At 71.7% G+C, this 24389-nt stretch carries 28 protein-coding genes and 1 tRNA gene; 14 read left to right on the top strand and 15 right to left on the bottom strand.

Annotated elements, in window-relative coordinates; genetic code table 11:
- Window positions 1-18 precede the first annotated feature (18 nt).
- The 3 genes from O3438_RS28275 to O3438_RS28285 all read right to left on the bottom strand — a co-directional run bounded on the left by O3438_RS28275 (window position 19) and on the right by O3438_RS28285 (window position 2056).
- Window positions 19-213 carry a hypothetical protein gene (locus O3438_RS28275; RefSeq protein ID WP_269682648.1) on the bottom strand — a complete coding sequence of 65 codons (195 nt, stop codon included), beginning with the start codon at window positions 211-213 and terminating at the stop codon, window positions 19-21.
- Window positions 214-262: 49 nt separating this feature from the next.
- Window positions 263-496: a hypothetical protein gene (locus O3438_RS28280; RefSeq protein ID WP_408630566.1), complete on the bottom strand. Its 234-nt coding sequence runs from the start codon at window positions 494-496 to the stop codon at window positions 263-265.
- Window positions 497-970: 474 nt separating this feature from the next.
- On the bottom strand, window positions 971-2056 hold the full coding sequence (locus O3438_RS28285) for a 3-deoxy-7-phosphoheptulonate synthase (RefSeq protein ID WP_269682649.1): 1086 nt from the start codon (window positions 2054-2056) through the stop codon (window positions 971-973).
- 284 nt (window positions 2057-2340) lie between these two features.
- On the opposite strand from O3438_RS28285, the gene O3438_RS28290 reads away from it, so the two are divergent.
- Complete coding sequence (locus tag O3438_RS28290; RefSeq protein ID WP_269682650.1) at window positions 2341-2559, top strand: hypothetical protein; 219 nt, start codon at window positions 2341-2343, stop codon at window positions 2557-2559.
- Here O3438_RS28290 and O3438_RS28295 read toward each other — a convergent pair.
- The gene (locus O3438_RS28295) at window positions 2526-3260 is read right to left on the bottom strand and encodes a phosphodiesterase (protein WP_269682651.1); all 735 of its coding nucleotides are present in this window, start codon (window positions 3258-3260) and stop codon (window positions 2526-2528) included. The genes O3438_RS28290 and O3438_RS28295 overlap by 34 nt on opposite strands.
- A 100-nt stretch (window positions 3261-3360) precedes the next feature.
- On the opposite strand from O3438_RS28295, the gene O3438_RS28300 reads away from it, so the two are divergent.
- From O3438_RS28300 to O3438_RS28345, 10 genes are all read left to right on the top strand, one after another.
- Entirely contained in the window at window positions 3361-4650 is a 1290-nt protein-coding gene (locus O3438_RS28300) for a M16 family metallopeptidase (protein WP_269682652.1), read from the top strand.
- Window positions 4647-5984: a M16 family metallopeptidase gene (locus O3438_RS28305; RefSeq protein WP_269682653.1), complete on the top strand. Its 1338-nt coding sequence runs from the start codon at window positions 4647-4649 to the stop codon at window positions 5982-5984. Before O3438_RS28300 ends, O3438_RS28305 begins: the two co-directional genes overlap by 4 nt.
- Window positions 5985-6156: 172 nt before the next feature.
- The gene (locus O3438_RS28310; RefSeq protein WP_269682654.1) at window positions 6157-7182 is read left to right on the top strand and encodes an aspartate-semialdehyde dehydrogenase; all 1026 of its coding nucleotides are present in this window, start codon (window positions 6157-6159) and stop codon (window positions 7180-7182) included.
- 82 nt (window positions 7183-7264) lie between these two features.
- Window positions 7265-7738 carry a PPOX class F420-dependent oxidoreductase gene (locus tag O3438_RS28315; protein ID WP_269682655.1) on the top strand — a complete coding sequence of 158 codons (474 nt, stop codon included), beginning with the start codon at window positions 7265-7267 and terminating at the stop codon, window positions 7736-7738.
- A 252-nt stretch (window positions 7739-7990) separates the two neighbouring features.
- On the top strand, window positions 7991-8407 hold the full coding sequence (locus O3438_RS28320; protein WP_088987962.1) for a CBS domain-containing protein: 417 nt from the start codon (window positions 7991-7993) through the stop codon (window positions 8405-8407).
- A 351-nt stretch (window positions 8408-8758) separates the two neighbouring features.
- Window positions 8759-9130, top strand: a complete 372-nt coding sequence (locus O3438_RS28325) for an SCP2 sterol-binding domain-containing protein (RefSeq protein ID WP_269682656.1) — start codon at window positions 8759-8761, stop codon at window positions 9128-9130.
- On the top strand, window positions 9130-11190 hold the full coding sequence (locus O3438_RS28330; protein WP_269682657.1) for an amylo-alpha-1,6-glucosidase: 2061 nt from the start codon (window positions 9130-9132) through the stop codon (window positions 11188-11190). The genes O3438_RS28325 and O3438_RS28330 overlap by 1 nt, the downstream gene beginning before the upstream one ends.
- 94 nt (window positions 11191-11284) lie before the next feature.
- Window positions 11285-12037: a lysophospholipid acyltransferase family protein gene (locus O3438_RS28335; protein ID WP_269682658.1), complete on the top strand. Its 753-nt coding sequence runs from the start codon at window positions 11285-11287 to the stop codon at window positions 12035-12037.
- A 79-nt stretch (window positions 12038-12116) separates the two neighbouring features.
- Window positions 12117-12725 carry an isochorismatase family protein gene (locus tag O3438_RS28340; protein ID WP_269682659.1) on the top strand — a complete coding sequence of 203 codons (609 nt, stop codon included), beginning with the start codon at window positions 12117-12119 and terminating at the stop codon, window positions 12723-12725.
- Window positions 12726-12729: 4 nt separating this feature from the next.
- Window positions 12730-13710 (top strand): GlxA family transcriptional regulator, encoded by a 981-nt coding sequence (locus O3438_RS28345; protein WP_269682660.1) that lies wholly within the window; start codon window positions 12730-12732, stop codon window positions 13708-13710.
- Here O3438_RS28345 and O3438_RS28350 read toward each other — a convergent pair.
- The 6 genes from O3438_RS28350 to O3438_RS28375 form a co-directional block, all read right to left on the bottom strand.
- Window positions 13592-14314: a hypothetical protein gene (locus O3438_RS28350; RefSeq protein ID WP_269682661.1), complete on the bottom strand. Its 723-nt coding sequence runs from the start codon at window positions 14312-14314 to the stop codon at window positions 13592-13594. The two genes, O3438_RS28345 and O3438_RS28350, sit on opposite strands and share 119 nt — an antisense overlap.
- 72 nt (window positions 14315-14386) lie before the next feature.
- Entirely contained in the window at window positions 14387-15100 is a 714-nt protein-coding gene (locus O3438_RS28355; protein WP_269682662.1) for a response regulator, read from the bottom strand.
- Window positions 15073-16281 carry a hypothetical protein gene (locus tag O3438_RS28360; protein ID WP_442929669.1) on the bottom strand — a complete coding sequence of 403 codons (1209 nt, stop codon included), beginning with the start codon at window positions 16279-16281 and terminating at the stop codon, window positions 15073-15075. The genes O3438_RS28355 and O3438_RS28360 overlap by 28 nt, the downstream gene beginning before the upstream one ends.
- Window positions 16271-17449, bottom strand: coding sequence for a sensor histidine kinase (locus O3438_RS28365; RefSeq protein WP_269682663.1), 1179 nt, complete (start codon window positions 17447-17449; stop codon window positions 16271-16273). Before O3438_RS28365 ends, O3438_RS28360 begins: the two co-directional genes overlap by 11 nt.
- Before the next feature lie 119 nt (window positions 17450-17568).
- Entirely contained in the window at window positions 17569-17964 is a 396-nt protein-coding gene (locus O3438_RS28370) for a VOC family protein (protein WP_269682664.1), read from the bottom strand.
- A 108-nt stretch (window positions 17965-18072) separates the two neighbouring features.
- Window positions 18073-18444, bottom strand: a complete 372-nt coding sequence (locus tag O3438_RS28375; RefSeq protein WP_269682665.1) for a hypothetical protein — start codon at window positions 18442-18444, stop codon at window positions 18073-18075.
- A gap of 202 nt (window positions 18445-18646) precedes the next feature.
- Between O3438_RS28375 and O3438_RS28380 the strand changes: the two genes are divergently transcribed.
- Both O3438_RS28380 and O3438_RS28385 read left to right on the top strand, forming a co-directional pair.
- Window positions 18647-19651 carry a hypothetical protein gene (locus tag O3438_RS28380; protein ID WP_269682666.1) on the top strand — a complete coding sequence of 335 codons (1005 nt, stop codon included), beginning with the start codon at window positions 18647-18649 and terminating at the stop codon, window positions 19649-19651.
- 30 nt (window positions 19652-19681) lie between these two features.
- Entirely contained in the window at window positions 19682-20116 is a 435-nt protein-coding gene (locus O3438_RS28385) for a VOC family protein (RefSeq protein ID WP_269682667.1), read from the top strand.
- An 8-nt stretch (window positions 20117-20124) separates the two neighbouring features.
- On the opposite strand, the gene O3438_RS28390 is transcribed toward O3438_RS28385, so the two are convergent.
- The 4 genes from O3438_RS28390 to O3438_RS28405 all read right to left on the bottom strand — a co-directional run bounded on the left by O3438_RS28390 (window position 20125) and on the right by O3438_RS28405 (window position 22400).
- Window positions 20125-21174: a hypothetical protein gene (locus tag O3438_RS28390; protein WP_269682668.1), complete on the bottom strand. Its 1050-nt coding sequence runs from the start codon at window positions 21172-21174 to the stop codon at window positions 20125-20127.
- Window positions 21174-21671, bottom strand: coding sequence for a SigE family RNA polymerase sigma factor (locus tag O3438_RS28395; protein WP_269682669.1), 498 nt, complete (start codon window positions 21669-21671; stop codon window positions 21174-21176). The genes O3438_RS28390 and O3438_RS28395 overlap by 1 nt, the downstream gene beginning before the upstream one ends.
- A 192-nt stretch (window positions 21672-21863) precedes the next feature.
- Entirely contained in the window at window positions 21864-22295 is a 432-nt protein-coding gene (locus tag O3438_RS28400) for a VOC family protein (protein WP_269682670.1), read from the bottom strand.
- Between the two features lie 32 nt (window positions 22296-22327).
- Window positions 22328-22400 (bottom strand) — tRNA-Arg (locus O3438_RS28405).
- Window positions 22401-22560: 160 nt separating this feature from the next.
- Here O3438_RS28405 and O3438_RS28410 point away from each other — a divergent pair.
- A complete protein-coding gene (locus tag O3438_RS28410; RefSeq protein ID WP_269682671.1) occupies window positions 22561-23256 on the top strand; it encodes a hypothetical protein in 696 nt (231 codons plus the stop codon).
- Between the two features lie 29 nt (window positions 23257-23285).
- Here the strand turns inward: O3438_RS28410 and O3438_RS28415 are convergent, their stop codons facing one another.
- Window positions 23286-24347: an alpha/beta hydrolase gene (locus O3438_RS28415; RefSeq protein WP_269682672.1), complete on the bottom strand. Its 1062-nt coding sequence runs from the start codon at window positions 24345-24347 to the stop codon at window positions 23286-23288.
- Window positions 24348-24389: the final 42 nt, after the last annotated feature.

Consider the following 24389-nt stretch of genomic DNA (forward strand, 5'->3'; position numbering starts at 1 on the left):
TTCTGTCGTACTTGAGTGTCAGCGCTGCATGCCGGACCAGCCGTGCGGCGACTCCGGCTCCCGCTCGTCCTCGTCCGCGCCGGTGATGATGTCCCGGTCCACCGCCGTCTTGTCGTGCTCGTTGGCGAAGTCCGGCTCGGGGGTGGTGTCCATGCCCTTCGGCGGTTGACCGAGCGCCGGAACCTTCTCGTCGTGGTCCTCGTGGTGGTTCATGTCGGTGTCCCTTCTACGGTGGCTCACGCGACGGAGCCGGTGAGGTCGCTCACGCGACGGAGCCGCCGAGCAGGTCGCTGGCCTCGTCCACCGAGTACTCGCCCTCGGGCAGTGCGTCGACTCGGGCGAGGAGGTCCGCCGGAAGCTCGGCAGCCACCGCCCGGCGGTAGATCTCGCCCTGGTCGACCCGCTCCTGCGCCCGGAAGACATCGTCGAGCAGGTCGTCGAGGGCCCGGGTGTCCGGCTCGCCGGACACTGATGCGTCGTCGGTCACCTCGATCAGCTACCCGGGCCGGAATCGGTCAAACGTCACGCCAGCGGGCCGCCTGCGCCGCCGACCGATGACCTCCTGCGCCGCCTTTGCTCTGCACCCATCCGTGCACCAGTTACGGACGGTGTGCGTCGCATCGGTGGGTGCAGAGCAAAGGCGGCGGCGGATACTTCGTCGCGCTCGTCGCGGCGGGCCGGCCCGCTGCGGTCGCTGGCGGCGTCGTGTCTGCCTGGGCCGTCGCGGCAGTCTCGGCTGCTCAATCTGGTGGGGTTCGGGGGCACAGACAGCGCCGCCCCCGGCCTTGTGGGCCGGGGGCGGCGCTGGTGTCGGTGTGCAGGTCGCCTCTCGGCGAGTGGCGCTACGCGGCTCCAGCCGGACGGTATTCCGCGAAGGCTATTTAGGTGAGGCCCGGGGACACTGGGCACACCGACACCTCGGTCAACGAGCCGACCCCCACTCGTGTTCCGCGCCTTCTGGTGTCAGCCGTCACACCGTCGTCGGAAGGGTGGCCCGCCGCGCCCGCACGGCCGAGGCCAGGTGATCGAGCACCTCGGCCGTGTCGTCCCAACCGAGGCAGGCATCGGTGACCGAACGGCCGTACTCCAGCTCCCGGGTCGGGTCGAGGTCCTGCCGGCCGGGCAGCAGGAACGACTCCAACATCACGCCGGTGATCCCACGCTGCCCGGCGGCCATCTGGGCGGCCACGTCCGCGGCGACCAGCGGCTGGTTGCGGTGGTCCTTGCCGCTGTTGGCGTGACTGGCGTCGATCACCAGGCGCTCCGGCAGCCCCGCCGCACGGAGCAGGTCGATCGCGCCGGCGACCGACTCCGCGTCGTAGTTGGGCCGCCCGCCCCCGCCGCGCAGCACCAGGTGCCCGTCCGTGTTGCCCCGGGTGTGCATGATCGCCGGGGTGCCGGAGAAGTCGATGCCGGGGAAGACGTGCGGTACGCCGGCCGCGCGGATCGCGTCCACGGCGGTGCCGATGCTGCCGTCGGGCCGGTTCTTCATGCCGATCGGCATGGACAGGCCGGACGCGAGCTGCCTGTGCACCTGGCTCTCCACGGTGCGGGCGCCGATCGCGCCCCAGGCCACCGTGTCCGCGATGTACTGCGGGGTGATCGGGTCCAGGAACTCGCAACCCACCGGCAGGCCGAGGCGCAGCACGTCCAGAAGCAGCGCCCGGGCCAGCCGCAGGCCGGTGTTGACGTCCCCGCTGCCGTCCAGGCCCGGGTCGTTGATCAGGCCCTTCCAGCCGACAGTGGAACGGGGCTTCTCGAAGTAGACCCGCATGACGATCAGGAGGTCGTCGGCCAGCCGATCGGCGGTGCCGCGCAGGCGCTCGGCGTACTCGAGGGCGGCGGCCGGGTCGTGTACCGAGCAGGGGCCGACCACCACCAGCAGGCGGTCGTCCTCGCGGTCGAGCACTCGACCCACGGCGCGCCGGCCGTTCAGCACGGCTGCGGCGAGCGATTCGTCCAGGGGTAACTCGTGATGCAGCAGGGCGGGCGTGGTCAGCGGCACGACGCGGTCGATCCGCTGATCGCTGACCCGATCGGTCTCCGGGGTCGTCACGGTGGGGAATCCTTCCGCCGACCGCGCCCGGGGCCGGTGCCCGGGTCGAGCCGGCTGCTCGTACACAAAAGGGCAGGAACGAAAGCTCCTGCCCAGCCGGCTCGGTCTGCGGTGACGTCAGATCATGGTGAAGTCACCGGCGTGCGAGCCGGCTGCCTAAACCATCGATACGAACGCGTCACGTCGCCCAGCGTACCCGACCCGATGCGGAAGCCCACCGGGTCGTCCCAAGATGCGGAGTGAACATCGCGTGTCACGGTCCACGGCGGGGTAACAGGGGTGCCATGACTGACGAGCAGAGCGATCACGACCGGGTGGAGTCCCGAGCCCACCACCTCCTGCCCGAGGAGAAGGCCGTGGGCAGCGACGACCCGGAGGCACAGGCGGAGGCCATCCTCGCCGAGTCGGACATCCGCGAGGAGGACCAGAACGCGGCACCGGACACGGTGCTGGAACGACGTACCTCGGATCAGACGGTGGTCGCGGTCGAACCCCCCGACTGAGCGTCCGCCCCGCGAGCCCGGCGTGACCCCCGGTAGGTCTGCTCCCGCAGCCAGGCCAGAGGACCTGCCACCCGCAGGTCGGGTGGCAGGTTGCGCACCGGGTCGAACGCGAGCGCGGCATCCTCCTCGGCGTCGAGTTGGGCGCCGATGCTGATCTGCCCCACCGGCCGCCACGGCCCCACGGCGGACGCGACAGCGAGCACCAGTCGCGGCTTGTCCGTCCGGGTCGCGGCGGCCGCCGCGTTCAGGCTGCGTCCGAGGCCGACCGAGTCGGGGTCGGCCAGCGCGGCCAGCCAGATCCGGCGGGGACCCACGCGGAAACACATGATCGAGGTGTACGTCCCGGTGAAGTCGCGCCGGGGCAGCGGCAGGTTACGCAGCAGCGGGGCCGCGCCACTGGAACTGACCAGCAGGTCGAACGGATGGCCGTCCTCGCGGTGCAGGCGTACCGCGAGGCCGAGCACGTCCGGCCAACCGCCGGGCGTCGGTGTGCCCTTGGAGAGCCGGACGGTCGCCCGGTACCGGCCCGGGTCGTCGAGCAGACCGGCCCCGGTGGGTGGTCCGGGCGTACCCCAGATCATCAGTTCGCCGGTGAAGGAGCGACCGGCCGGATGCAGCAACCGGCCGCGGCGTCGGCCGAGCGCGGCGCTGGCGCGTTCGACGGCGGTGGCGAGCCGGGACGGGGGCGGGGTGACGGTCATTGCCCTCCGATACCCCGGGCGGCCTCCCTGATGCGGCGGGTCGGCTCGCCGACGGGCCGCACGTCACCTTTCCGCCCGGGAGATCGGATAGCGTCGGGGCATGCCCGACAGCGGTTACCCCTGGCCCATTGAGACGTCCCGACTGGACAACGGCCTGCGCGTGGTGGTGAGTGAGGACCGCACCGCGCCGGCCGTGGCCGTCAACCTCTGGTACGACGTCGGCTCCCGGCACGAGCCGGCCGGGCAGACCGGCTTCGCCCACCTCTTCGAGCACCTGATGTTCGAGGGCTCGGTCAACGTGGCGAAGACCGAGCACATGAAGTTGATCCAGGGCTCCGGCGGCTCGCTCAACGCCACCACCAACCCGGACCGGACGAACTACTTCGAGACGGTCCCGGCCGAGCACCTGGAGTTGGCGCTCTGGTTGGAGGCCGACCGGATGGGCGGCCTGGTCCCGGCGCTCACCCAGGAGACGCTGGACAACCAGCGCGACGTGGTCAAGAACGAGCGCCGGCAACGCTACGAGAACGTCCCGTACGGGGACGCCTGGCTGCGGTTGCTGCCGCTGCTCTACCCGCCGGGGCACCCCTACCATCACGCGACGATCGGCTCGATGGCCGACCTGAACGCCGCCGACCTCGCCACCTTCCAGGCGTTCCACCAGACCTACTACGCGCCCAACAACGCGGTGCTCACAGTGGTCGGCGACGCCACCGCCTCGGACGTGTTCGCGTTGGCCGACAAGTACTTCGGGGCGCTGCCCCCGCGCGACGACATCCCGCCGGCCCCGGACGGGCGCAGTGTCCCGGCCACCGGGCAGACGGCGGTCGAGTCGGTGAGCGCGGACGTGCCGGCGCCCCGGGTGTACATCGCCCACCGCAGCTACCCGTTCGGCAGCGCGGAGTACAACGTGATCACCGTGCTCGCCACCGTCCTCGGCAGCGGCCGGGGCAGCCGGCTCTACCAGCGGCTCGCCGACGGTGAGCGGATCGCCCAGCCGGACCTGGTCGGGGCGTACGGGGTGGACCTCGCGCACGCCCCGGCACCGCTGATCGCCACCGCGACCGCCCGACCCGGGGTGAGTGGCGAGCGGCTCGCCGAAGGGCTGGCCGAGGTCGTCGACGAACTGGCCACCGTGCCGGTCACCGCCGCCGAACTCGACCGGGCCAAGGCGCTGCTGAGCACCGGGTGGTGGCGTCAGCTGTCCACGGTGGACGGCCGGGCGGACCTGCTCGGCCGGTACGCCACCCAGTTCGGTGACCCGGCCCGCGTCGCCGACCAGTTGCCGGGCCTGCTCGCGGTGACCGCCGAGCAGATCGCCGAGGCCGCCGCCGAGGTGCTCGCCACCGACCGGGTCATCCTGACCTACCTGCCCGAGGAGACCTCATGACGTTGATCGCCGACCGTCCCGGCCCGGGCGCCGCCCGCCCGTACCGGTTCCCGGCGGTGGTCCGCCGCTCCGTGGCCGGTGGTCAGGTCGTCGCCGCGCACCTGCCGGGGCAGAACCTCGCCGTGGCCCTGCTGCTGCTCGACGTGGGTGCGGGCCGGGAGCCGGTCGGCAAGGAGGGCCTGTCCGGTGTGCTGGCCAAGGCCCTCGAAGAGGGGACCGCGCAGCGGGATGCCGCCGCGTACGCGCTCGCTGTCGAAGGGCTCGGCACCGCGTTGACGACCGGACTGGACTGGGACTCGTTCCAGGCCAGCGTGGTGATCCCGGTGGACCGGCTCAGCGCGGCCGTGGAACTGCTCGCCGAGGCCGTCCGGACGCCCCGACTGGACCCCGCCGACGTGCGCCGGGTCCGCGACGACGAGGCGACCGCGTTGCGGATGGACTGGGCCAACCCGGGACCGCGCGCCGACGCGGCGCTGCGCGCCGACCTGTTCGGCGCGGAGAACCGCTGGGGACGTCCCATGCACGGCGACCCGGAATCGGTTGCCGGGTTGGACGTGGAGGACGTCACGGTCTTCCACTCCGAGTGGTTCCTGCGCCCCGGCACCCTGGTCGTCGCCGGGGACCTGGACCGGATCGACCTGGACGCGTTGGCCGCCGCGGCGTTCGCCGGCACGGGGGGAGGGCCGGCCGAGCGGGGCGGCCCGATCGAGGTGCCTCTGCACACCGGTCGGCGGATCATCCTGGTGGACCGTCCCGGTTCGGTGCAGTCCACGCTGCGACTCGGCCACCCGGCGCCGTACCGGGCGCACCCCGACCACGTGCCCATGTCGCTCGCCGGCACGGTGCTCGGCGGGGCGTTCACGTCGCGGCTCAACCATCTGCTCCGCGAGGTGCACGGCTACACGTACGGCATCCGGGGTGAGTTCGCGTCGTCCCGGCGGTTCGGGCGGTTCGCCGTCAGCTCCGGCGTGCAGACGGCGGTCACCGCGCCGGCCCTGGTGGAGGCGGTGGGTGAGATCACCCGTACCCAGGCCACCGGGGTCACCGAGGACGAGCTGGAGGTGGCCCGGTCCTGGCGGGCGGGGCAGCTCTCCGTCGAGTTGCAGAGCCCCCGGGCGATCGCCTCCGCGTTGACCACGCTCGTCGTGCACGATCTGCCGGACGACTATCACGCCCGGCTGCGGGAGTCGCTGCTGGCCGCGGACGTCGACCAGGTCTCCGCAGCGGCGGCCAACCACCTGCACCCGGAAGCGTTGACCCTGGTCATCGAAGGTGACGCCGCCGTCATCCGCGACGAACTGACGGCAGCGAACCTGGGCGACCTGATCGCCTGACCCCCCGCTGTGCTCGCCTCCGTCGATCATGAGGTTGTCGTCACCCGCCACGAGATGTCGCGGCGACAACATCATGATCAACGGGGGAGGGCGGCTCCGGTGGGTGTGATGCGGGACCCGGGGGGTGGGAAAGGGCTCACGGTTTCCGGGGTGGGCTGGGTAGCCTCCGGGCATGAGGATCGGCATTGTGGGGTCCACCGGCCAGGTCGGTGGCGTGATGCGGCAGGTGCTGGCGGAGCGGGAGTTCCCGGCGGAGCAGGTGCGGTTGTTCGCCTCGGCGCGGTCCGCCGGGCGTACGCTGCCGTGGCGCGACGGCGAAGTGACCGTGGAGGACGCCGCGACAGCGGACTACTCCGGACTGGACATCGTGCTCTTCTCGGCCGGTAAGGGCACGGCACGGGAGTTGGCTCCCCGGGTCGCCGAGGCCGGCGCCGTGGTGATCGACAACTCGTCGGCGTTCCGCATGGACCCGCAGGTGCCGCTCGTGGTCGCCGAGGTCAACCCGCACGCCGCCCTCGACCGCCCGAAGGGCATCATCGCCAACCCGAACTGCACCACGATGGCCGCGATGCCGGTGTTGCGTCCGCTGCACGCCGAGGCGGGCCTGGTGAGCCTTGTCGTCTCCACCTACCAGGCGGTCTCCGGCGCCGGGCTGGCCGGCGTCGCCGAGCTGGACGAGCAGGTCCGCAAGGTCGCCGAGCACGCCGCTGGGCTGGCGTTCGACGGGTCGGCGGTGGAGTTCCCCGCGCCGCGGTCGTTCGCCGAGCCGATCGCCTTCAACGTCCTCCCGCTGGCCGGTTCGATAGTCGACGACGGTTCGTTCGAGACCGACGAGGAGCAGAAGCTCCGCAACGAGAGCCGCAAGATCTTGGAGATCCCCGACCTGAAGGTGTCCGGGACGTGCGTCCGGGTGCCGGTCTTCACCGGCCACTCACTGCAGATCAATGCCCGGTTCGCCCGGCCGCTCACCCCGCAACGCGCGCACGAGCTGCTGGCCGACGCGCCCGGCGTGGCACTGACCGACGTGCCGACGCCGTTGCAGGCAGCCGGGCAGGACCCGACCTACGTCGGGCGGATCCGCGCCGACGAGACCGTTGAGTACGGGCTCGCCCTGTTCTGCTCCAACGACAACCTGCGCAAGGGCGCCGCACTGAACGCGGTGCAGCTCGCCGAGCTGGTCGCCGCCGAGCGCCGCTGACCGTCGCGTCACCCCGAGCCCTCGCCGGTCGCCGGCGGGGGCTCGGTCGCGTTCCGGGCGGTGGCCGACCGGGCATGCTTGGATGGACCAAGCCGACGTCCACCTGGAGGAAACCGTGCCGGACGACCGCAACCAGCAGGCGTTGACCGACCTGATCGCCGGCCGCTCGATGGGCGTGCTGGCGACGATCAAGCGGGACGGGCGGCCACAGATGTCCACAGTGGTCTACTCGTTCGACTCCGACGCCGGGCTGATCCGAGTTTCCGTCACCGAGGGCCGGGCCAAGACCGCCAACCTGCGCCGGGACCCGCGGGCCAGCTTCCACGTGAGCAGCGAGGACGGCTGGGCGTACGCGGTGGTCGAGGGGCGCGCCGAGCTGACCCCGCCCGCCACCGAGCCCGGCGATGCCAGTGTCGAGGAACTGGTGGGTCTCTACCGGGCACTGCGCGGCGAACACCCCGACTGGGCCGAATACCGGCAGGCCATGGTCGACGAGGGGCGGCTGGTGCTGCGTCTGCACGTGGAGCGCGTCTACGGGATGCCGCCCCGGGGCTGACGCGCCCGCCACCCGGTTGGTGCACCCCACCCGGCCGACGCCGACCCGCGTCCGCTTCGGCCGGGTGCCGCGGTGGCCGACGGGCATGCCGCCCTCCCGTGCCTGCTTCGCCGCGCGGGCCAGCCGGGACGGGGTACGCGATGGGCGCCGCGACGGCTGCGACACCCGCACGGACAGCCCGGCGAGCAGTACGCGTTACCCCCTCCCGGGCGGCGGGTAGACGGGCCGTGCCGACACCGAGAGGGGAGCACCATGACAACGGTCGGAGAGTTCATGACGACCCGGTTGGTGACGATGGACGGCAACGACACGCTCACCGCGGCCGCGCAGGAGATGCGCGACAGCGCGATCGGTGACGTGGTGGTGACCGACGGAGACAGCGTGGTCGGCATCGTCACGGACCGGGACATCACGGTCCGGGGTGTCGCGGAGAACATGGACGCGGGCTCGACCCGGCTGAACCAGATCACCACCCGTGACGTGATCACGGTGAGCCAGTACGACGACGCGGTGGCCGCCGCGGACCTGATGCGTACGTACGCCGTACGCCGACTGCCGGTCATCGACGACGGGCGTCTGGTCGGTCTGGTCTCGATGGGTGACCTCGCGGTCGAACGCGAACCGCAGTCGGTGCTCGCGGACATCAGCGCCGACGATCCGAACAACTGACCGTCCGCCGCGGGCGCGCCGGCCCTTCCCCAAGAGGGGAAGGGCCGGCGCTGCGCTGCCCCCCGCCCCGCCCGGCCCTGCCCCCCCCCGCCCCGCGCCCCGCCCCGCGCTGGTGATCAAGAGGTTTGCGTCAGCCCGCCCGGCGTGTCGTGACGCAAACCTCTTGATCACCGGGGGAGGCGGGGACCGGGGAGGGGGAGAGGGTGGGGTGGGGTGGGGTTCACCCTTTTTGGGCGAGGTTGGGTGGGGGTGGTGCGGGGACCCGTGCGGGGACGTTCGACGCCGGCCGTCCGCGCGAGGTGAGCGCGGTGGGTGGGATCCCGGGCCCGGCAACTGGGAGGAGTGGACCCGATGGTGGACGCGACCACGAGGTTCTTCGAGGACCTGGACCGGCGGGGGTACGAGCCTCTGCTGGCGAAGACCTCCGGGACACTGCGTATCGACCTGCACGAGGGGGCGCAGACCCGGCACTGGCTGCTGAGGATCGACCACGGCCGGTTGAACGTGAGCCAGGAGGACCAGGAGGCCGACACCGTCATCGGCGCCGATCCGGTCCTGTTCGACGACATCGCCGCCGGGCGTGAGCACGGCCTGGCCGCGTTGTTGCGGGGGGACATGACCGTGTCGGGTGACGCTCGGCTGGTCGTACAGGTCGAGCGGATCTTCCCGGGTTCCCCGGACGCCCGTGGGCCCCGCCGCCGCTTCGTCGGGGAGGTGCACTGATGGGGCAGAGCAACACGATCCGGATCCTGGACGGCAACACGTTCGTCGTCTGCGAGGACACCGGCGACATCGAGGCGACGCCGAGCGAGCCGACCGGGCTCTTCTCCATCGACACCCGGTTCCTGTCGACGTGGGTGCTGACCGTCAACGGTGAGCGCCTCAACTCGCTGTCCTTCGACGACCTGCAGTACTTCGAGTCGCGGTTCTTCCTGGTGCCGGGCATGGCCACGCACTACGTGGACGCGAAGCTGTCGATCATCCGGGAGCGGGCGGTGGGAAGCAGCTTCCGGGAGCAGCTCACCATCCTCAACCACGACGAGAAGCCGGTCGACCTGGAAGTACGGATGGACGCGGCGTCGGACTTCGCCGACCTGTTCCAGGTCAAGGACGAGATCCTGAACAAGAAGGGCGAGATCTACACCGAGGTCGAGTCGGACCGGCTGCGGCTGGGGTACCGGCGGGGCAACTTCCGGCGGGAGACCACCATCTCCTCGTCGATGTCACCCCGGTACGACAGCAAGGGGCTCACGTACACCGTGCACCTGGAGCCCAACGAGCAGTGGGAGGCCTCGATCCACGTCGAGACGCACGCGGTCGGGCCCGGTGGCCGCGACCTGCGTTTCGGGCTGCGCATGCGCGACACCGAGCGGCTCGCCCTCCAGCACGACCTGGAGCAGTGGATCGCCGACGCTCCGAAGGTCAACAGCGAGCACGGTCGGGTGGCCAGCACGTACCGGCGCAGCCTTATCGACCTGGCCGCGCTGCGCTTCTCGCCGCTGTCGCTGGGTGGGGCCACCCTGCCGGCCGCGGGTCTGCCCTGGTTCATGACCATGTTCGGGCGCGACAGCATCCTGACCTGCCTCCAGACGCTGCCGTTCACCCCGCAGCTGTCGAAGACGACGCTGCGCATCCTGGCTTCGCTCCAGGGCAGCCGGTTCGACGACTTCCGGGACGAGGACCCGGGTCGCATCCTGCACGAGATGCGCTACGGCGAGACGGCGGCGTTCGAGGAGCAGCCGCACTCGCCGTACTACGGCTCGGTGGACGCGACGCCGCTGTTCGTCATCCTGCTCGACGAGTACGAGCGGTGGAGCGGGGACGTCGCGCTGGTCAAGGAGTTGGAGCAGGAGTCCCGGGCGGCGCTGAAGTGGATCGACAACTACGCCGACCTGGTGGGCAACGGCTACATCTGGTACGAGCGGCGCAACACCGACACCGGTCTGGAGAACCAGTGCTGGAAGGACTCCTGGGACTCGATCTCGTACTCCGACGGCACCCTTCCGCCGTTCCCGCGCGCCACCTGCGAGGTGCAGGGGTACGCGTACGACGCGAAGGTCCGCGGGGCACGGTTGGCCCGCGAGTTCTGGGGTGACCCGGAGTTCGCCGACCAGTTGGAGCGGGAGGCGGCAGAGCTGAAGGAACGGTTCAACCGGGACTGGTGGGTGGAGGACGGCGGCTACTTCGCCCTGGCCCTGGACCCGGACGGCCGGCAGTGCGACATCCTCAGCTCCAACATCGGCCACCTGCTGTGGAGCGGGATCGTGGACGCCGAGCGGGCGGAGAAGCTCGCCGAGCACCTGGTGGGGCCGCGACTGTTCTCCGGTTGGGGCGTACGCACCCTGGCCGAGGGGGAGACCAGGTACAACCCGATCGGCTACCACAACGGCACGATCTGGCCGTTCGACAACTCCTTCATCGCCTGGGGTCTGCGTCGGTACGGATTCGCCGAGGAGGCTGCCACCATCGCGAACGGCATCCTGGACGCGGCCACGTACTTCGACGGCCGGTTGCCGGAGGCGTTCGGCGGCTACCCGAGGGAGCTGACGAAGTTCCCGGTGGAGTATCCGACGGCGTGCAGCCCGCAGGCCTGGTCCACCGGTACGCCGCTGCTGTTGTTGCGCACCATGCTCGGTCTGGAGCCGCACGAGGGGCACCTGGCGGTCGAGCCACGGCTGCCGGTGGGCATGGGGCGGATCGAGGTGCTGGACATCCCGGGTCGGTGGGGTCGGGTGGACGCGTTCGCCCGCGGCCGACTGGACCTGGACAACCTCGACGGCTGAGGAAACGGCCGACGAACCGGCGGTGGCACGCGGGTCGTGTCGCCGCCGGTTCGCCACCGAGCCGAACCGCGGCCGGTCAGGGTAGATTCTGCGGATGCCGGAGCTCGTGTACCCGCCCGTTATCGCCACCGCCAAGACGATGTTCCGTCTCCTCGACCTGAAGATCACCATCGAGGGCGCCCACCACGTGCCCCGCACGGGCGGGGCGGTGTTGGCCAGCAACCACGTCAGCTACCTCGACTTCATCTTCGCCGGTCTGGGCGCGAACGCGTCGGGTCGGCTGGTCCGGTTCATGGCCAAGGACTCGGTCTTCACGCACCGGATCTCCGGCCCGCTGATGCGCGGCATGCGGCACATCCCGGTGGACCGGCAGGCCGGCGCGGCCTCGTTCCGTGCCGCCGTGAGCGCACTCAAGCAGGGGGAGGTCGTCGGCGTCTTCCCGGAGGCGACGATCAGCCGGTCGTTCACCGTCAAGGAACTCAAGAGCGGCACGGTCCGGATGGCCCGCTCGGCGAAGGTGCCGGTGTTGCCGGTCGCGCTCTGGGGCACCCAGCGGCTCTGGACCAAGGGCCGGCCCCGCACGTTGACGCGCCGGCACACGCCGATCACGATCCTGATCGGTGAGCCGATCAGCCCGGCGGACTTCCCGGACCCGAACGTGCTGGCCGCCGAGCTGACCACCCGGCTCAGCGCTCTCGTCGACCGGGCCCAGCGGGACTATCCGGAGAAGCCGGCCGGCCCGGAGGACTCCTGGTGGCAGCCGGCGCACCTGGGCGGCACCGCGCCCACGCCGGAGGAGGCCGCCGCCCTGGACGACGCCGCCGAGCACAGCACTCCCAGCGCCTGACGCCGACGTGGCCGGATCGTTCCGCACCTGGGCATGATGGTGACTCCCGGTGTGGTCGTCATCCGGTCAGGATTCAGTCATGAGCAGAGCAGCACTCGTCGTGATCGACGTCCAGGAATCCTTCCGTCAACGCCCGATCTGGGCGTACGGCTCGAACCCCGACCTGGTCCGGCAGGTCGAACGACTGGTCGCCGCAGCCCGAGAGCGCGGCGACCTGGTGGTCTGGGTCCTGCACTCCGAGCCCGGCACGGGTGGGCTGTTCGACCCCGACCTTGGGCACGTGCGGCTGATCGACGGGCTCGTCCCGGTCGACGGTGAGCCGACGCTGGTCAAGACGGCGCACAACGCGTTCACCACCACGAACCTTCAGCAGGTGCTCACCCAGGCCGGCATCCACGACCTCACCGTCTGCGGCATCCGCACCGAGCAGTGCGTGGAGACCACCACCCGGGTCGGCGCGGACCTCGGCTACCGGATGACCTTCGTCACCGACGCCACGTTGACCTTCCCCATCCCACACCGGGACCTCCCGGAGACCGCCACGGTCGCGGACATCCTCGCCGACCCGCGCACCCTGACCAACGAGGAGATCGTCACCCGCACCGAGTACGCGCTGGCTGGCCGCTTCGCGACCATCCGCACCGTGGACGAGGTGACCGGCGCGACCCTCGCCGGTGCCCGGGGCTGACGCGATGACCCGGGTCGTCTTCCTGCTGGTCCCGCAGGTGCACCTGCTGGACCTCGCCGGGCCGGCCCAGGTCTTCTCCAGCGCCGCCGACCTCGGATTCGACTACCGCCTGCACTACGTCGCCGAGCGGGAGCAGGTGCCGACCGTGCAGGGCGTACCCCTGGTCGCCGAGACCCGGTGGCCCGAGCTGACCCCGGACGACCTGGTGATCGTGCCGGGTTGGCGGCCGGCGGCGCACGGACCGGAGGGGCCGGTGTCGCCCGTTGACCTGCGGCGGCTGGCCGATCACCACGCGGCCGGCGGCACGGTCGCCAGTGTCTGCGCCGGTGCGTACGCCCTCGGCCGCGCCGGGCTGCTCGACGGCCGACGGTGCACCACCCACCACGAGGTGCAGGACGACCTGGCCCGCCGTCACCCGGCGGCCCAGGTGGTCCGCGACGTGCTGTACGTGGTCGACGAGCGGGTGGTCACCTCGGCCGGCATCGCCAGTGGCATCGACGTGGCACTGCACCTTGTCGCCACCCGGCACGGGCCCGGGGCCGCCGCGAAGATCGCCCGCACGCTCGTCGTGTACGCCCGCCGCCATGGGCACGAGCAGCAGGCCAGCGCGATGATGCGGCACCGCTCCCACCTGTCCGACTCCGTGCACCGGGTGCAGGACCTGATCGACAGCCGGTACGCCGAGACACTGCCTCTGGCGGACCTGGCCGCCGCCGGAGGCCTCGCGGAGCGGACGCTGACCCGGCTGTTCCGGGCGGCCACCGGGCTCACTCCGCTCGGCTACCAGCAACTGCTGCGGGTGGAACGTGCCGAGCACCTGATCGGGCACGGCGCGACGGTGGAGGCCGCAGCGCGGACCGTCGGCTTCAGCGATGCCCGGATGCTGCGCCGCCTGCGAGCCCGCCCCACGAGGTCGGCTCCGGCCCCGAACGGTAGTAGTCGTCGCGGGAGTGGAACTCCACCGGCAGCGAGCCGGGCAGCGTGACTCGGGTTTCCCCGGCGACGAGGGCGGGGCCGGCCCGCAGCAGCAGCACGTCGCGCTCCTGCGCCGACAGGTCGACCAGTTGAGGATGGGTGAGCCGGAACATGGCCACCGCCCGGCGGATCTGCTGAGCCAGTGCCGCGACCTCGGCCGGTGACCCACCGAGAGCCAACGCCGGCTGTTGGATGGTGCGCAACGCGTCGCAGACGATCAGCAACTGCGAGGGTGTGCCCTGCTCGGCCGCCGGCAGCTCCAACCGGGACGGCCACTGCCAGCGGATCTGGCCGCTCATCAGACCGTTGGGGCGGGCGGGCAGCCGTGCCCGGGTCGTGTCGGCCACGACCAGCGACAGGTGCGACCCGCTGCCCACCCAGCAGATCCGCTGGTCGGTGATGGTCACCGCGACCGGCTCCGGTAGCTGCCACCGGCGCCGCGCCTCGCTCGGCCCGAGCAGGTAACCCGCCACCAGCAGGCGGTGGTGGCCGAGGACCCGCTCGCCGGGGACCGGACGCAGGCTGTAACGACGATCCAGGATCGGCCCCACATCGTCGTCGTGCGCGTCGAACCGGTGGGGACCGATGAAAAAGGGGGACGCGTCGGCGTGCATCGTCACGACCTCCCGTTCGACTGGCTGTGATGAGAAGCCTGTCGGATCGGAGGCCGGCTGTCATGACGCCTGTTAGGGGGTCGGCCGGTCGTGCGTCGCCTGTGACCGGTAGATGCCGATCTCCTCCGGGCGGACGAGGCCGTCCTCGATCGCGCGGGCGAGTAGTGCCGCCTTTGTGGCGGCCGGCCGCCCCGCCCGGGTGTACTTGATCCGCGCACGGTCGACGTACTGCTTCACCGTGTGCTCGCTGATCTGCATCCGGCGGGCCACCGACGCCTTGGACATGGACTGGAACCAGAGCAGCAGCGCCTCACGTTCCTTGTCGGACAGCATGGGCCGATCCGGCCGTGGGTCGCCGACCATCGCCCCGGCCAACGCCGGTGGCACGTACGGCCGGTCACTCGCCGCGGCCAGCACTGTCGCCACGCAGTGCTCCCGTCCCTCGTGCTTGGCCAGGAACGCCGCCGCCCCGGCGTCCAGCGCGGCGAGCATGGTCTGCGGGTCGGTGTGCTCCGAGTAGACCACCACCCGCCGCCCGGCGGCGCTCAGCTCGGCCAACTTGTCCAGCGCCATCCGCCCGTGCAGTCGCAGGTCGAGCAGGACGACGTCGGCGTCCGGCGCGGCCCGCAGCACCGCGTCCGGGTCGTCGCCGGTGGCCAGCACGGTCAGCCGTGGTTCGGTGGCGAGCCAGGCCCGGACCCCCTCGACCACGACCGGGTGGTCGTCGACGATAGCCACTCCGATCGGCCGTTCGCCGGTCATCGCCGCCACCGGGTCTGCGCCCATCTGATGTCCCCGTCCCGTTCGTAGAGGTGCTCCACCGGCCCGCCGTCGTGTTCCGCGAGCGGCGGCCCGGTCGCCTCCGGCCCCTCCCGGTCCGGGGTGACCAGGCTGACCACCACCTCGTTCGGCCCGGAGACCACTGTCAGCCGGGCCCAGCCGTGGGCGTCGGCGAGGGTGGCGGTGAGCGGGTCGGCCAGCCGACGTCGGATCTCGACCGGCAGCGGCGGAGGGTTCCCGATGGTGACCAGGTCGATCGGTAGGCCGTTCCGTTCGGCCAGGTCGGCGGCGGCCCGCAACTCGTGCAGCAGCGGGTCGGGCACGTCGTCGGACTCGGCGATCAGCCGGCGTAGCCGGGCGGCAGCCAACACGCTGCGGCGTTGCACCTCCGGGTCGTTCGGATCGGCCTTACCGGAGGCCAACTCCCCGAGCACCCGCCCGGCTGCCGAGCTGACCAGCGCGAGCCGGTCCCGGCGGTCCCGGCGGCCACGTTCCGCGGCGTCGCGCTCGGCCGCCAGCGCATGGCCGGCAGCCGAGACGGCGGCCCGTTCCCGAGCCAGGGCGACGATCGCGGTGCTGCCCACGAACACCGCCACCGGCAGGGAGAACGTGCCGTAGACGTACATCACGTAGCGGGCGATGTCGGTCGGATCGGCCCCGTGCCCGAGCACGGCGACCAACGCGATCACCGCATGCGTGCTCAGCAACGCGATCAGCCCGACGACCCGCCGCCCCCATACGGCCAGCACGAAGAACCAGCCGAGTGTGCCCCACACCCAGTTGGCGGCGGTGAACAACTGCCCCTCGCCGGCGGCGGCGAAGACAGCCGCGTCGACGACGAGGAAGAAGCCGGCCAACGGCCATGACGGCAGCGGCGAGCCACGCAACAGGCGCACCCCGGCCGCCGCGCCGACGACCGCGACCAGCACCCACGCGCCGACCACCGCGGCCGGAGCGGCGAACTCGGAGCGGGCGGCCACCACCGCTGGCAACCCGATCGCGACGTGCCACACCAGCGCGATGGCGACGGCGGCGATCCGGGCACCCCGGTCGGACGCGCGCGCGACGGCCGCCGGCGCGGCCGGCCCTTCGGCGGCGACCGGCTCCCGGGGTGCCGGCACGCTGGTCCGGTCCGGTGCCTCCGGTTCGCCGGTGGTCTGCGTCGGCGCGCCGAGGTCAGCCGACACCGGGCCACTCCAGTCGGATCCGGGTACCCGCGCCGGGTGCCGAGTGCACGTCGGCCCGCCCGCCGATCGCCACCATCCGGCCGCGGATCGACTCGCGTAACCCGTACCGGTGGGGTGGGACGGTGGCCGGGTCGAAGCCGGGACCGTCGTCGGCTACCTCGACCACGACGCCCACCGCGTCCCGGCTCATCCCCACCGTGACCTGCGCGCCCGGCGCGTGACGGACCACGTTGGACAGCGCTGCGTAGGCGCTCTCGCTGATCGCGTCGGCAACCCCCGCCGGGACCGCGTACGACTCCAGGGCCAGGCGCACCGGAAGCTCGGGCAGGCGGCTGAGCACCGCCCGCAACCGGCCGTCGAGGGGCACCGGGCCGTCGCCGGCCACCGGGCTGACGTCGGTGAGCGCGACGAGGGTACGCAGGTCGGCGGCACACCGTTCACGGAACGCGGACGAGGGGCCGGGCACCGCGCCCAGCCCCACCATGGTCAACGTGCCGAGCACTGTGTCGTGCAGGTCGCGGTTCTGCTGGCGTTCGGCGTCGCGGGCGGCTCGCGCGACCAACGACTCCCGGGTCAACAGCTGGTGCTCGACGAAGGCACGGTCCGCTCGGCCGATCCGTCGGCGCATCACCCCCGCCATCATGGCGGTGCAGAGGGTCTGCATCAGCAGGGTGGCGGCGTGCGCCCGGGCTTCGGTCGGATTGCCGGCCGCCTGCGCGCCCGTGACGTACGTGGCGACGACGAGCAGCCCGGCCGGGATGGACCAGCGCGCCGGGGCGGTGGCCTGCGTGTTGATCACCGTGGTGCTGGCCAGCACGGCGATCCAACTGCCTTCGCCGGGCAGCACGCCGGGTGCCACCAGGACGGGGATGAAGAGGCAGGTCAGCGCGGTGACGGCCACGTCACCGGCGACCAGGTTCGGGCCGATGCCGTGGCGTAGCGCGCGGTGCGCGTACCAGATCGACCAGCCGGTCAGCGCTGCCACACCGGGCAGCAGCACGGCCGGCTCGACCGGCGGGGTCTGCACCGAGAGGGCCACAGCCGCGCCGACCAGCCCGCAGGTCAGCCGCAGGATCGCCGGCAACGTGGTGAAGATGAGGCCGAGCGCCCCGCCGGCCGGGTTGTCCAGCGTGGTCGGCGGCACGGAAGAAGTGGCAGTGCCCGTCATCGGGAAGTGTCCTTCCGACAACGACCCGGTCCGGGTCCGCGCGGGCGGAGATCGACATCGGACAATAGCATGCTTTACTGCGAGCGCCGACCACTTGAGTGCATAGTGTCGCTAATGTGTCACTCTGTGCTGCGGGGTTGGAGTAGGTCCCAACGGTTCCCGTAGAGATCGACGAACACCGCTACGGATCCGTACGCCTCGTGGCGCGGCTCCTCCACGAAACGCACCCCGGCGGCCACCATCCGGGCGTGGTCCCGGGCGAAGTCCTCGGTGTACAGGAACAGCCCGACCCGGCCGCCGGTCTGGTCGCCGACCCGAGCCTGCTGCTCGGCGGTGCTCGCCCGGGCCAGCAACAACGCCGTCTCCCGGGCACCCGCCGGCCGGACCACCACCCACCGAGAACCGTCCGGCCGGGCGGTGTCCTCCACCAACTCGAAACCGAGGCCGCCGACGTAGAAGTCGATCGCCTCGTCGTACTCGGTGACCAGCAGCGTGACAAGTCCCAGATGTGCCATTCGGACATCATGACGGCGGGCGTCGCGGGCCCGACCGGCGGCATGCCCCCCGGTCGCTCACGTCACGCCGCCGGTCGACCGCGCTCGCCCGCGTCACCCTGCCGCTCGTCAGGCGAACCCGATCGGGGTGGACCGAATGAACCAGTTGACGTGCCGCTGACGCTCGTCCATGGCGTTGCCGTAGTCGACGGCCGCGTACTGACGCCCGGTCTCGGGCATCGTGAAGCTCGCCTGCTTCTCGACCCCCGTGCCCGCGACGATGCGCACCACATGGTGGCCTGGAGCGACCCGCACCGGGAACAGGACCCAGTTGTGCTGGGTTCCGACCGCGAAGAGCCGATCGACGACCGTCGTGCCGTCGATGCTGACGGTGAGGGCGACCAGGTCGTCGGTGAACGACTGGTTGCTCACCCAGAGGTGCAGGTTCGCCTGGTCCGTCCTTACGAGGCGCACGGCCGAGGCGTCCGGGCTCAGCGACACGGCGGGACTCGGCGGCGGCGGGGGAACGCCTGCCTCGGTGCACCCCGCCGTGGCAAGGAGCGCCGTCACGGTGAGGGTCGCGGCACGCAGTCGGTCCATTCCGCTGTGACGGCCGACGGTTGCCGTCGGTTCCGTTGGTGGTCGGCGGAACCGAGCGTGCCCGTCGGCCGTCCCATCCTCGGGTGGAGAGGTGGTGAGCCGGATGCGCTCGTCCCGGACGGCACTGGCGGTCGCGTTGCTCGGCGTGGCCCTGGCTGGCTGCGGTGGCACGACAACGCCACCGGGCGGGGGCGAGGATCCCGGCCCGGCCGAGATCGTCGATGAGTGGACCTCCTGCGCCGAGGCGGCACCGCGGGCCGGCGAGGTGATCACCGTGCCGAACACGCAGACATCGGCGCCGACCGTGCCCGAGCCGAGAATCGGGCGCATCGACCCGGCGTTCACACCGGTCGCCGTGGTGCTCTGTGGGCGGGAGATCCGGCCGCGTACCAACGGAGGCCAGGACCAGACCGCGACCGAGCGGCGCGCCGAGGACATCGACGCGCTGCTCACCGCGCTACGGCTGCCCAACCAGCAGGCCGACGGGGAGCACGCCTGCACCCTCGACATGGTCATCCCGCCCTGGTTGGCCCTCGTCGACGAGCAGGGCCGCTGGCTGCGCCCGTACCTGCCGACGGACTCCTGCCGCAAACCGCGTACCGAGGTGACCGCCGCACTGGCCGGGCTGCAGTGGAAGACGGTGGCCACCCGTACCGTCGGGCAGATCGAATCCCCGGCGGCCGACGCCGCCGGATGCGCACAGCGGTGGTCGGACATGGTGTGGGTCGAGACCCGCAACGGAGGTCCCAAGCCGCCCGCGTCGGCCGTGCCGCCGGCCGCCGGGCCGCTGCGCCTCTGCGTCTACGAGGTGCCCGCGTCGGAACAGGGCGGGGGCAAGCCGGCGGGAGATTTCGTGTACGGCGGGCCGCTACCCGCCGAGCGTCAGGCGGGTGTGCTCCGGGGCCTGTCCAACCGTCGGGCGGTGGCCGACTGCGCCACCCCGGCGACCCGGTTCGCGGTGCTGCGCCCGCTCGACGGGACCACCGAGGGACCCGAGCGGTACGTGGAACTCGACGGCTGCCGGCGTTTCCTGGTCACGCTCCCGACCGGTGGGGCGCAGCTCGGTCAGGGCGACGACGCGCTGGCCAAGCTGCTGGGGCCGCTCTGACAGTCGGAGGGTCGCGCTAGCGTCCCGTTCATGGCAGCTCGAATCTCCCTGACCCTCGACTCCACCGACGCCCAGGTGCTCGCCGCGTTCTGGAAGACCGCCCTGGGCTACATCGACGAGCCACCACCACCGCCCTTCGCCACGCGCGAGGAGTGGCTGGCGCAGTACGACCTACCCGAGGACGACGTACCCGAGGACGGGGCGTGGCTGTGTGACCCGGACGGTGTCGGCCCGTACCTCTCCATCCTCAACGTCCCGGAGCCCAAGACCGCGAAGAACCGGCTGCACATCGACATCCGGGTGCCGGGGCACGGCAGCCCCGACGAGCGGTGGGCGCGGATCACTGCCGAGGCCGATCGCCTGGTGCAGGCCGGCGGGACAGTGCTCCGGGAGGACGACCTGCACCACGTGGTGATGGCCGACCCGGAGGGCAACGAGTTCTGCGTGGCGGCAGCCTCCGCCTGATTGCGGTGTCACCAGGTGTCTGGGCGGTCGACGTCGCCTGTCGGTTGGTAACCGCCGAGGATCGTCAGGCCCTCCGCCTCGGTGTAGCCGTTGCCCCAACCGTCCCGGAACGCCTCCACCACGCAGGGTTTGACGCCCATCTCCAGCACGTCGCTGCCCTGCCTGCGGGCCCGGTAGGGGCCCGCGACGAGGTCACCGGATCTGGCTTCGTAGCCGTCCGGCGCACGTTGCGCCCGCACGGTCAGCCAGCGGCCGGCGTCGTCGCCGACCACGAGTGCACCGTCCACGAAGCGACTGTCCCGCGAGCGGCCGAGCGTGACCGAGCATCCGAGCAGCCGTCCACCGGGCGGCAGTGACCCCAGGCGGAACGGCACGACGCAGCGGTGTGCGCCGTCGAACCGGACCCGGGCGGCGGTGCCGGTCGCCTCGTCCTGGGTGGTCGCGTAGATGTCCAACTGGGCCCAGAGCCCGTCGGCGGGTTGCCACCGCACGAACCACAGCTTCCGGTCACCGGACGGATCGAACCAGGCAACCCCCGGACGGTCGCCGACGTGGACGTTGGTGCGTGGCTGCGGTCGCCCGGCCGAGGACAACGTCTGCTGTAACCCGTCCAGCGCCGTCGTGCTGCGCGCCAAGGCGAAACGGGCCTGCCCCTTCGGGCCCCGGAACTCGACGCTCTCGGTGCCGCGCCCGGCGTTCCAGGTCGCCCACTCGGCGCCGTCGACCAGGGCCTCGGTCGAGAAGTGCACAGTTGCCGGATCGACGCCGACGTCGTCGGGGCGTGCGATGGCACCGCTCTGCTCCGACGCCTCGGGCAACATGAGCGCCGCCGCCGGCATGATCGGATCGTCGCTGCCCCGACCGGTAGGGAACGCCAGGACGACCGAGGTGACGGCGACACACGCCGCCGCCACGCCCCCGGCGATCAACCCACGCCGACGCATCCTGAGGCGGCGACCGCGATGACGGGCCTGCTCCACGATCGGCGTCGGGTCGACGTCGCCGCCCGCGCGGTGCTGGAGAGTCGCGGTGAGCTGCTGATCGAGATCGCTGAACATCAGAAGTCTCCTGTCCGTGCCAGGGTCAGTGCTTCCTGCCGCTTGCGCAGCGTCGCCAGGGCACGCTTCGCGTGCGTGCGGACGGTGCCGGCCGAACAGGCGAGGATCTCCGCGATCGACGAGTCGTCGAGATCCTCGTAGTAGCGCAGAACGATCACCGTGCGCTGGCTCCTCGGCAGCTCACTGACGAGTCGCCACAACGCGTCGCGCTCGGCCACCACCGCCGCCTCGTCCTCCGCGCCGGCCCGGTCGGTCACCGCCGCGACCGAGACCTCCCGACTGCTCCGCCGCCGCCACCACGAGTGGTGGGCGTTGACGAGCATCCGACGGACGTACGCGTCGGGCCGGTCCGTCCGGGAGATCCGCCCCCAGCGGGCGTACGCCTTGGCGAGGACCTCCTGGACCAGGTCCTCGGCCCGGTGCTCGTCATCGGTCAGCAGTCGGGCGAGCCGCACCAGCGCCGAAGTGCGAGCGAACGCGTACTCCTCGAACGTCACGCCCTATCAACGCCGTAGGCCAACCGGCGCGTAGACATCCACAGCGAAGTTCCCGCGTCGGTTACGGACGCCAACTCCTGTCGCAGCTCGACGGCATGTGTGAGTTGAGCGGTATACCTGAGAGTCATAATTATGACTCTCAGGTATACCGCTGATTCCCGTGTCCGCCCCGACGGCGGTGACTGACGGCCGTCAGAGCGGGGCGAGGCGACGCCTGAGGAGGCAGAACTCGTTGCCTTCGGGATCGGCGAGGACGTGCCAGGACGCGTCCGCGGGCTGACCGATGTCGACCGGCTTGGCCCCGGCAGCCAGGAGGCGCTCCAGTTCGGCGTCCTGATCGCGGTCGGTGGCGTTGACGTCGATGTGCAGCCGGGCAGGACCGTTCTTCGGCTCGTCGTCGCGGATGAGGAAGATCGTCGGCTGCGCGCCGCCGAACCCTTCGCGCGGACCGATCTCGATGTAGACATCCGCTTCGCGATCGAGTTCGACGAAGTCCAGGACCTCGCACCAGAACCGCGCCAGCACCTCGGGGTCGCGGCACTTGAGCACGAGTTCACTGATACGGCATGCCATTGACGAAACCTTCTCTCCGGGTGGGAACTGTCGGGGTGGCCGCACGCGCATCCCACGGGCTCCCGCGCTGAGGAAGTTGCCTGTGCGCCCGGCAGGATTCGAACCTGCGGCCTTGGGATTAGAAGTCCCCTGCTCTATCCGCTGAGCTACGGGCGCGTGTGGCGTGGGTGTCGCGCCCAGAGGGTACCGCCGTCCGGCTGCCCGGCGGCGTAAAGGGTGCCCGCGTCCACGTTGCCGAGCAGGGTCTCACGTCGGCCGTGCGGTGGGCATCCGGGTTACCCGGAACCGACGTGACCGTGGACCGTACCGTTGCCTCGTGTTGCTGGATCCTGACTCCGAGAGCGACGTCGCCTACGAGCTGTGCCAGGTCGTCGGCCGCGCCATCCTGCCGTACCGGTCGGGCGACGCCTTCGGCACCGCCTTCTTCTTCCGGGACGGCGACGACCCGGTGGGGGAGTCGCTGCTGACGGCGGCCGACCTGGTGGGCGCGTCGGGTGGTGAGCTGGGGTTGCGGGCGAGCGTCACCGAGCCGGCGGGGGTCGCCCCGGCGGTCGTGTCCGAGGCCGAGATCGTGCCCGGTTGGGCCCGTTTCCCGGGTGACGGGGTCGCGGTACTGCCGACCGGCGGCCTGCACCGCTACGCCGGCGACGGCGGCTGGCGCTGGCGCGTCCAGCCGGTGCCGGCGGGGATCGCCGCCGGGCCCGAGGTGGTCGCCCGCCTCGGCGCCGACGCCGGTTCCGCTTTCGTGCTGGCCCTTGGGGTACGCGAAGACGGCTCCCGGCCGCTCGAGGTCGCGATCGAGCGTGTCGTCCGCGATGCCGACGCCGTGCGGATCACTACCGAACTGCCACCTGGGTACGTCGGCGCGCCGGTCTTCGTCGTCCAGCCCGACGCGACGGGGGAGGTCTCGCCGTACTGCCTCGGGCTGGTGCTACCCGGCGTCGACGGTCACCCGGTGGCGACCTTCGACCGGATCCGCGCGGTCCTCCCGGTGACACCGGGCGACGTCTGAGCCGCGACTCGTAACGCCGGTCAGCCCGGTCAGCCGCCGGGCGTTGTCGTGCCCGCCGGGTCAGCGGCTGCCGGGTCAGCGGCTGCCGGGTCAGTGGTGGCCGGGTCAGTGGTGGCCGGGTCAGTGGTGGCCGGGGCGGTGGGGCCGGCGGCGAGGAACGCCTCGGCCCAGCGGCCCACCTCGTCGAAGACCTTTTTCCGTACGGCGGGGCCGGAGAGGGTGAGGTCGTGCAGCCCGCCGTCGAAGCGGGCGAGGGTGACGTGGCGGCCGAGACGGGGCGCGTACCTGACCATGTGTTCGACGTCCAGCACGGCGTCGGCCAGTGTCGCGTTGTCGTGCCAGCGGGTGCCCCGGAAGGAGCGGGTCGAGCAGGCCAGCAGCACCGGCACCTGGATGTCCAGACCGGCGCGGAGGCGGCGTTGACCGGTGCGGATCGCGTTCAGCCAGCCGGCCCGGACCGGGAAACCGGCGAGGGGCTTCCACGCCAGGTCATAGGTCCACTCGCCGCGGTGGTCGGAGTGGAGGCTCTCGCCGTACACAGTGCCGAGCCCGAACGGCAGGATGCGGTGCGGCGCCCTGCGGCCCAGCCGGGAGACGGCGGCCGCGAGGGGTCGACGGACCGCCCAGGGTGCGTTCAGGTCGAAGAAGGGGCTGTTGAGGACCAGGCCGTCGACGGTGCCGGAGTCGCGGCGGGCGTCCGCCCAGAGCGAGAGGATCAGGCCGCCGGTGGAGTGGCCCATCGCCAACAGGGTGTCGTGGCCGTCGTCCTTGCGGATGATCTCGGCGGCGGCGTCCAGCTCGGGGAAGTAGTCGCTGATGTCGCGGCAGAAGTTCGGGGTCTGGCCGGGGAGCAGACTGCGACCGTATTTGCGCAGGTCGAGCGCGTAGAAATCCCAGCCGCGCTCGGCGAAGAAGTCAGCCAGGTGGGTCTGGAAGAAGTAGTCGACGAACCCGTGCACGTAGAGCACGGCCCGTCCGGTGGGGCGCTCGGCGCGCCGCCGGACCACTGTCGCGACGACCGGGCCCTCGTCGTCGGTGCCCAGGTCGATTGTCTGCCGCTCGTACGGCGGCCCCAACACGTCCGGTTCCACGAGCGCGACGCTACGCCGCCAACCTACCCAGCGGTAGCCCGC

Origin of the sequence: Micromonospora sp. WMMC250, assembly GCF_027460215.1 — a bacterium.
In the GTDB taxonomy this organism is placed as follows: domain Bacteria; phylum Actinomycetota; class Actinomycetes; order Mycobacteriales; family Micromonosporaceae; genus Micromonospora; species Micromonospora taraxaci.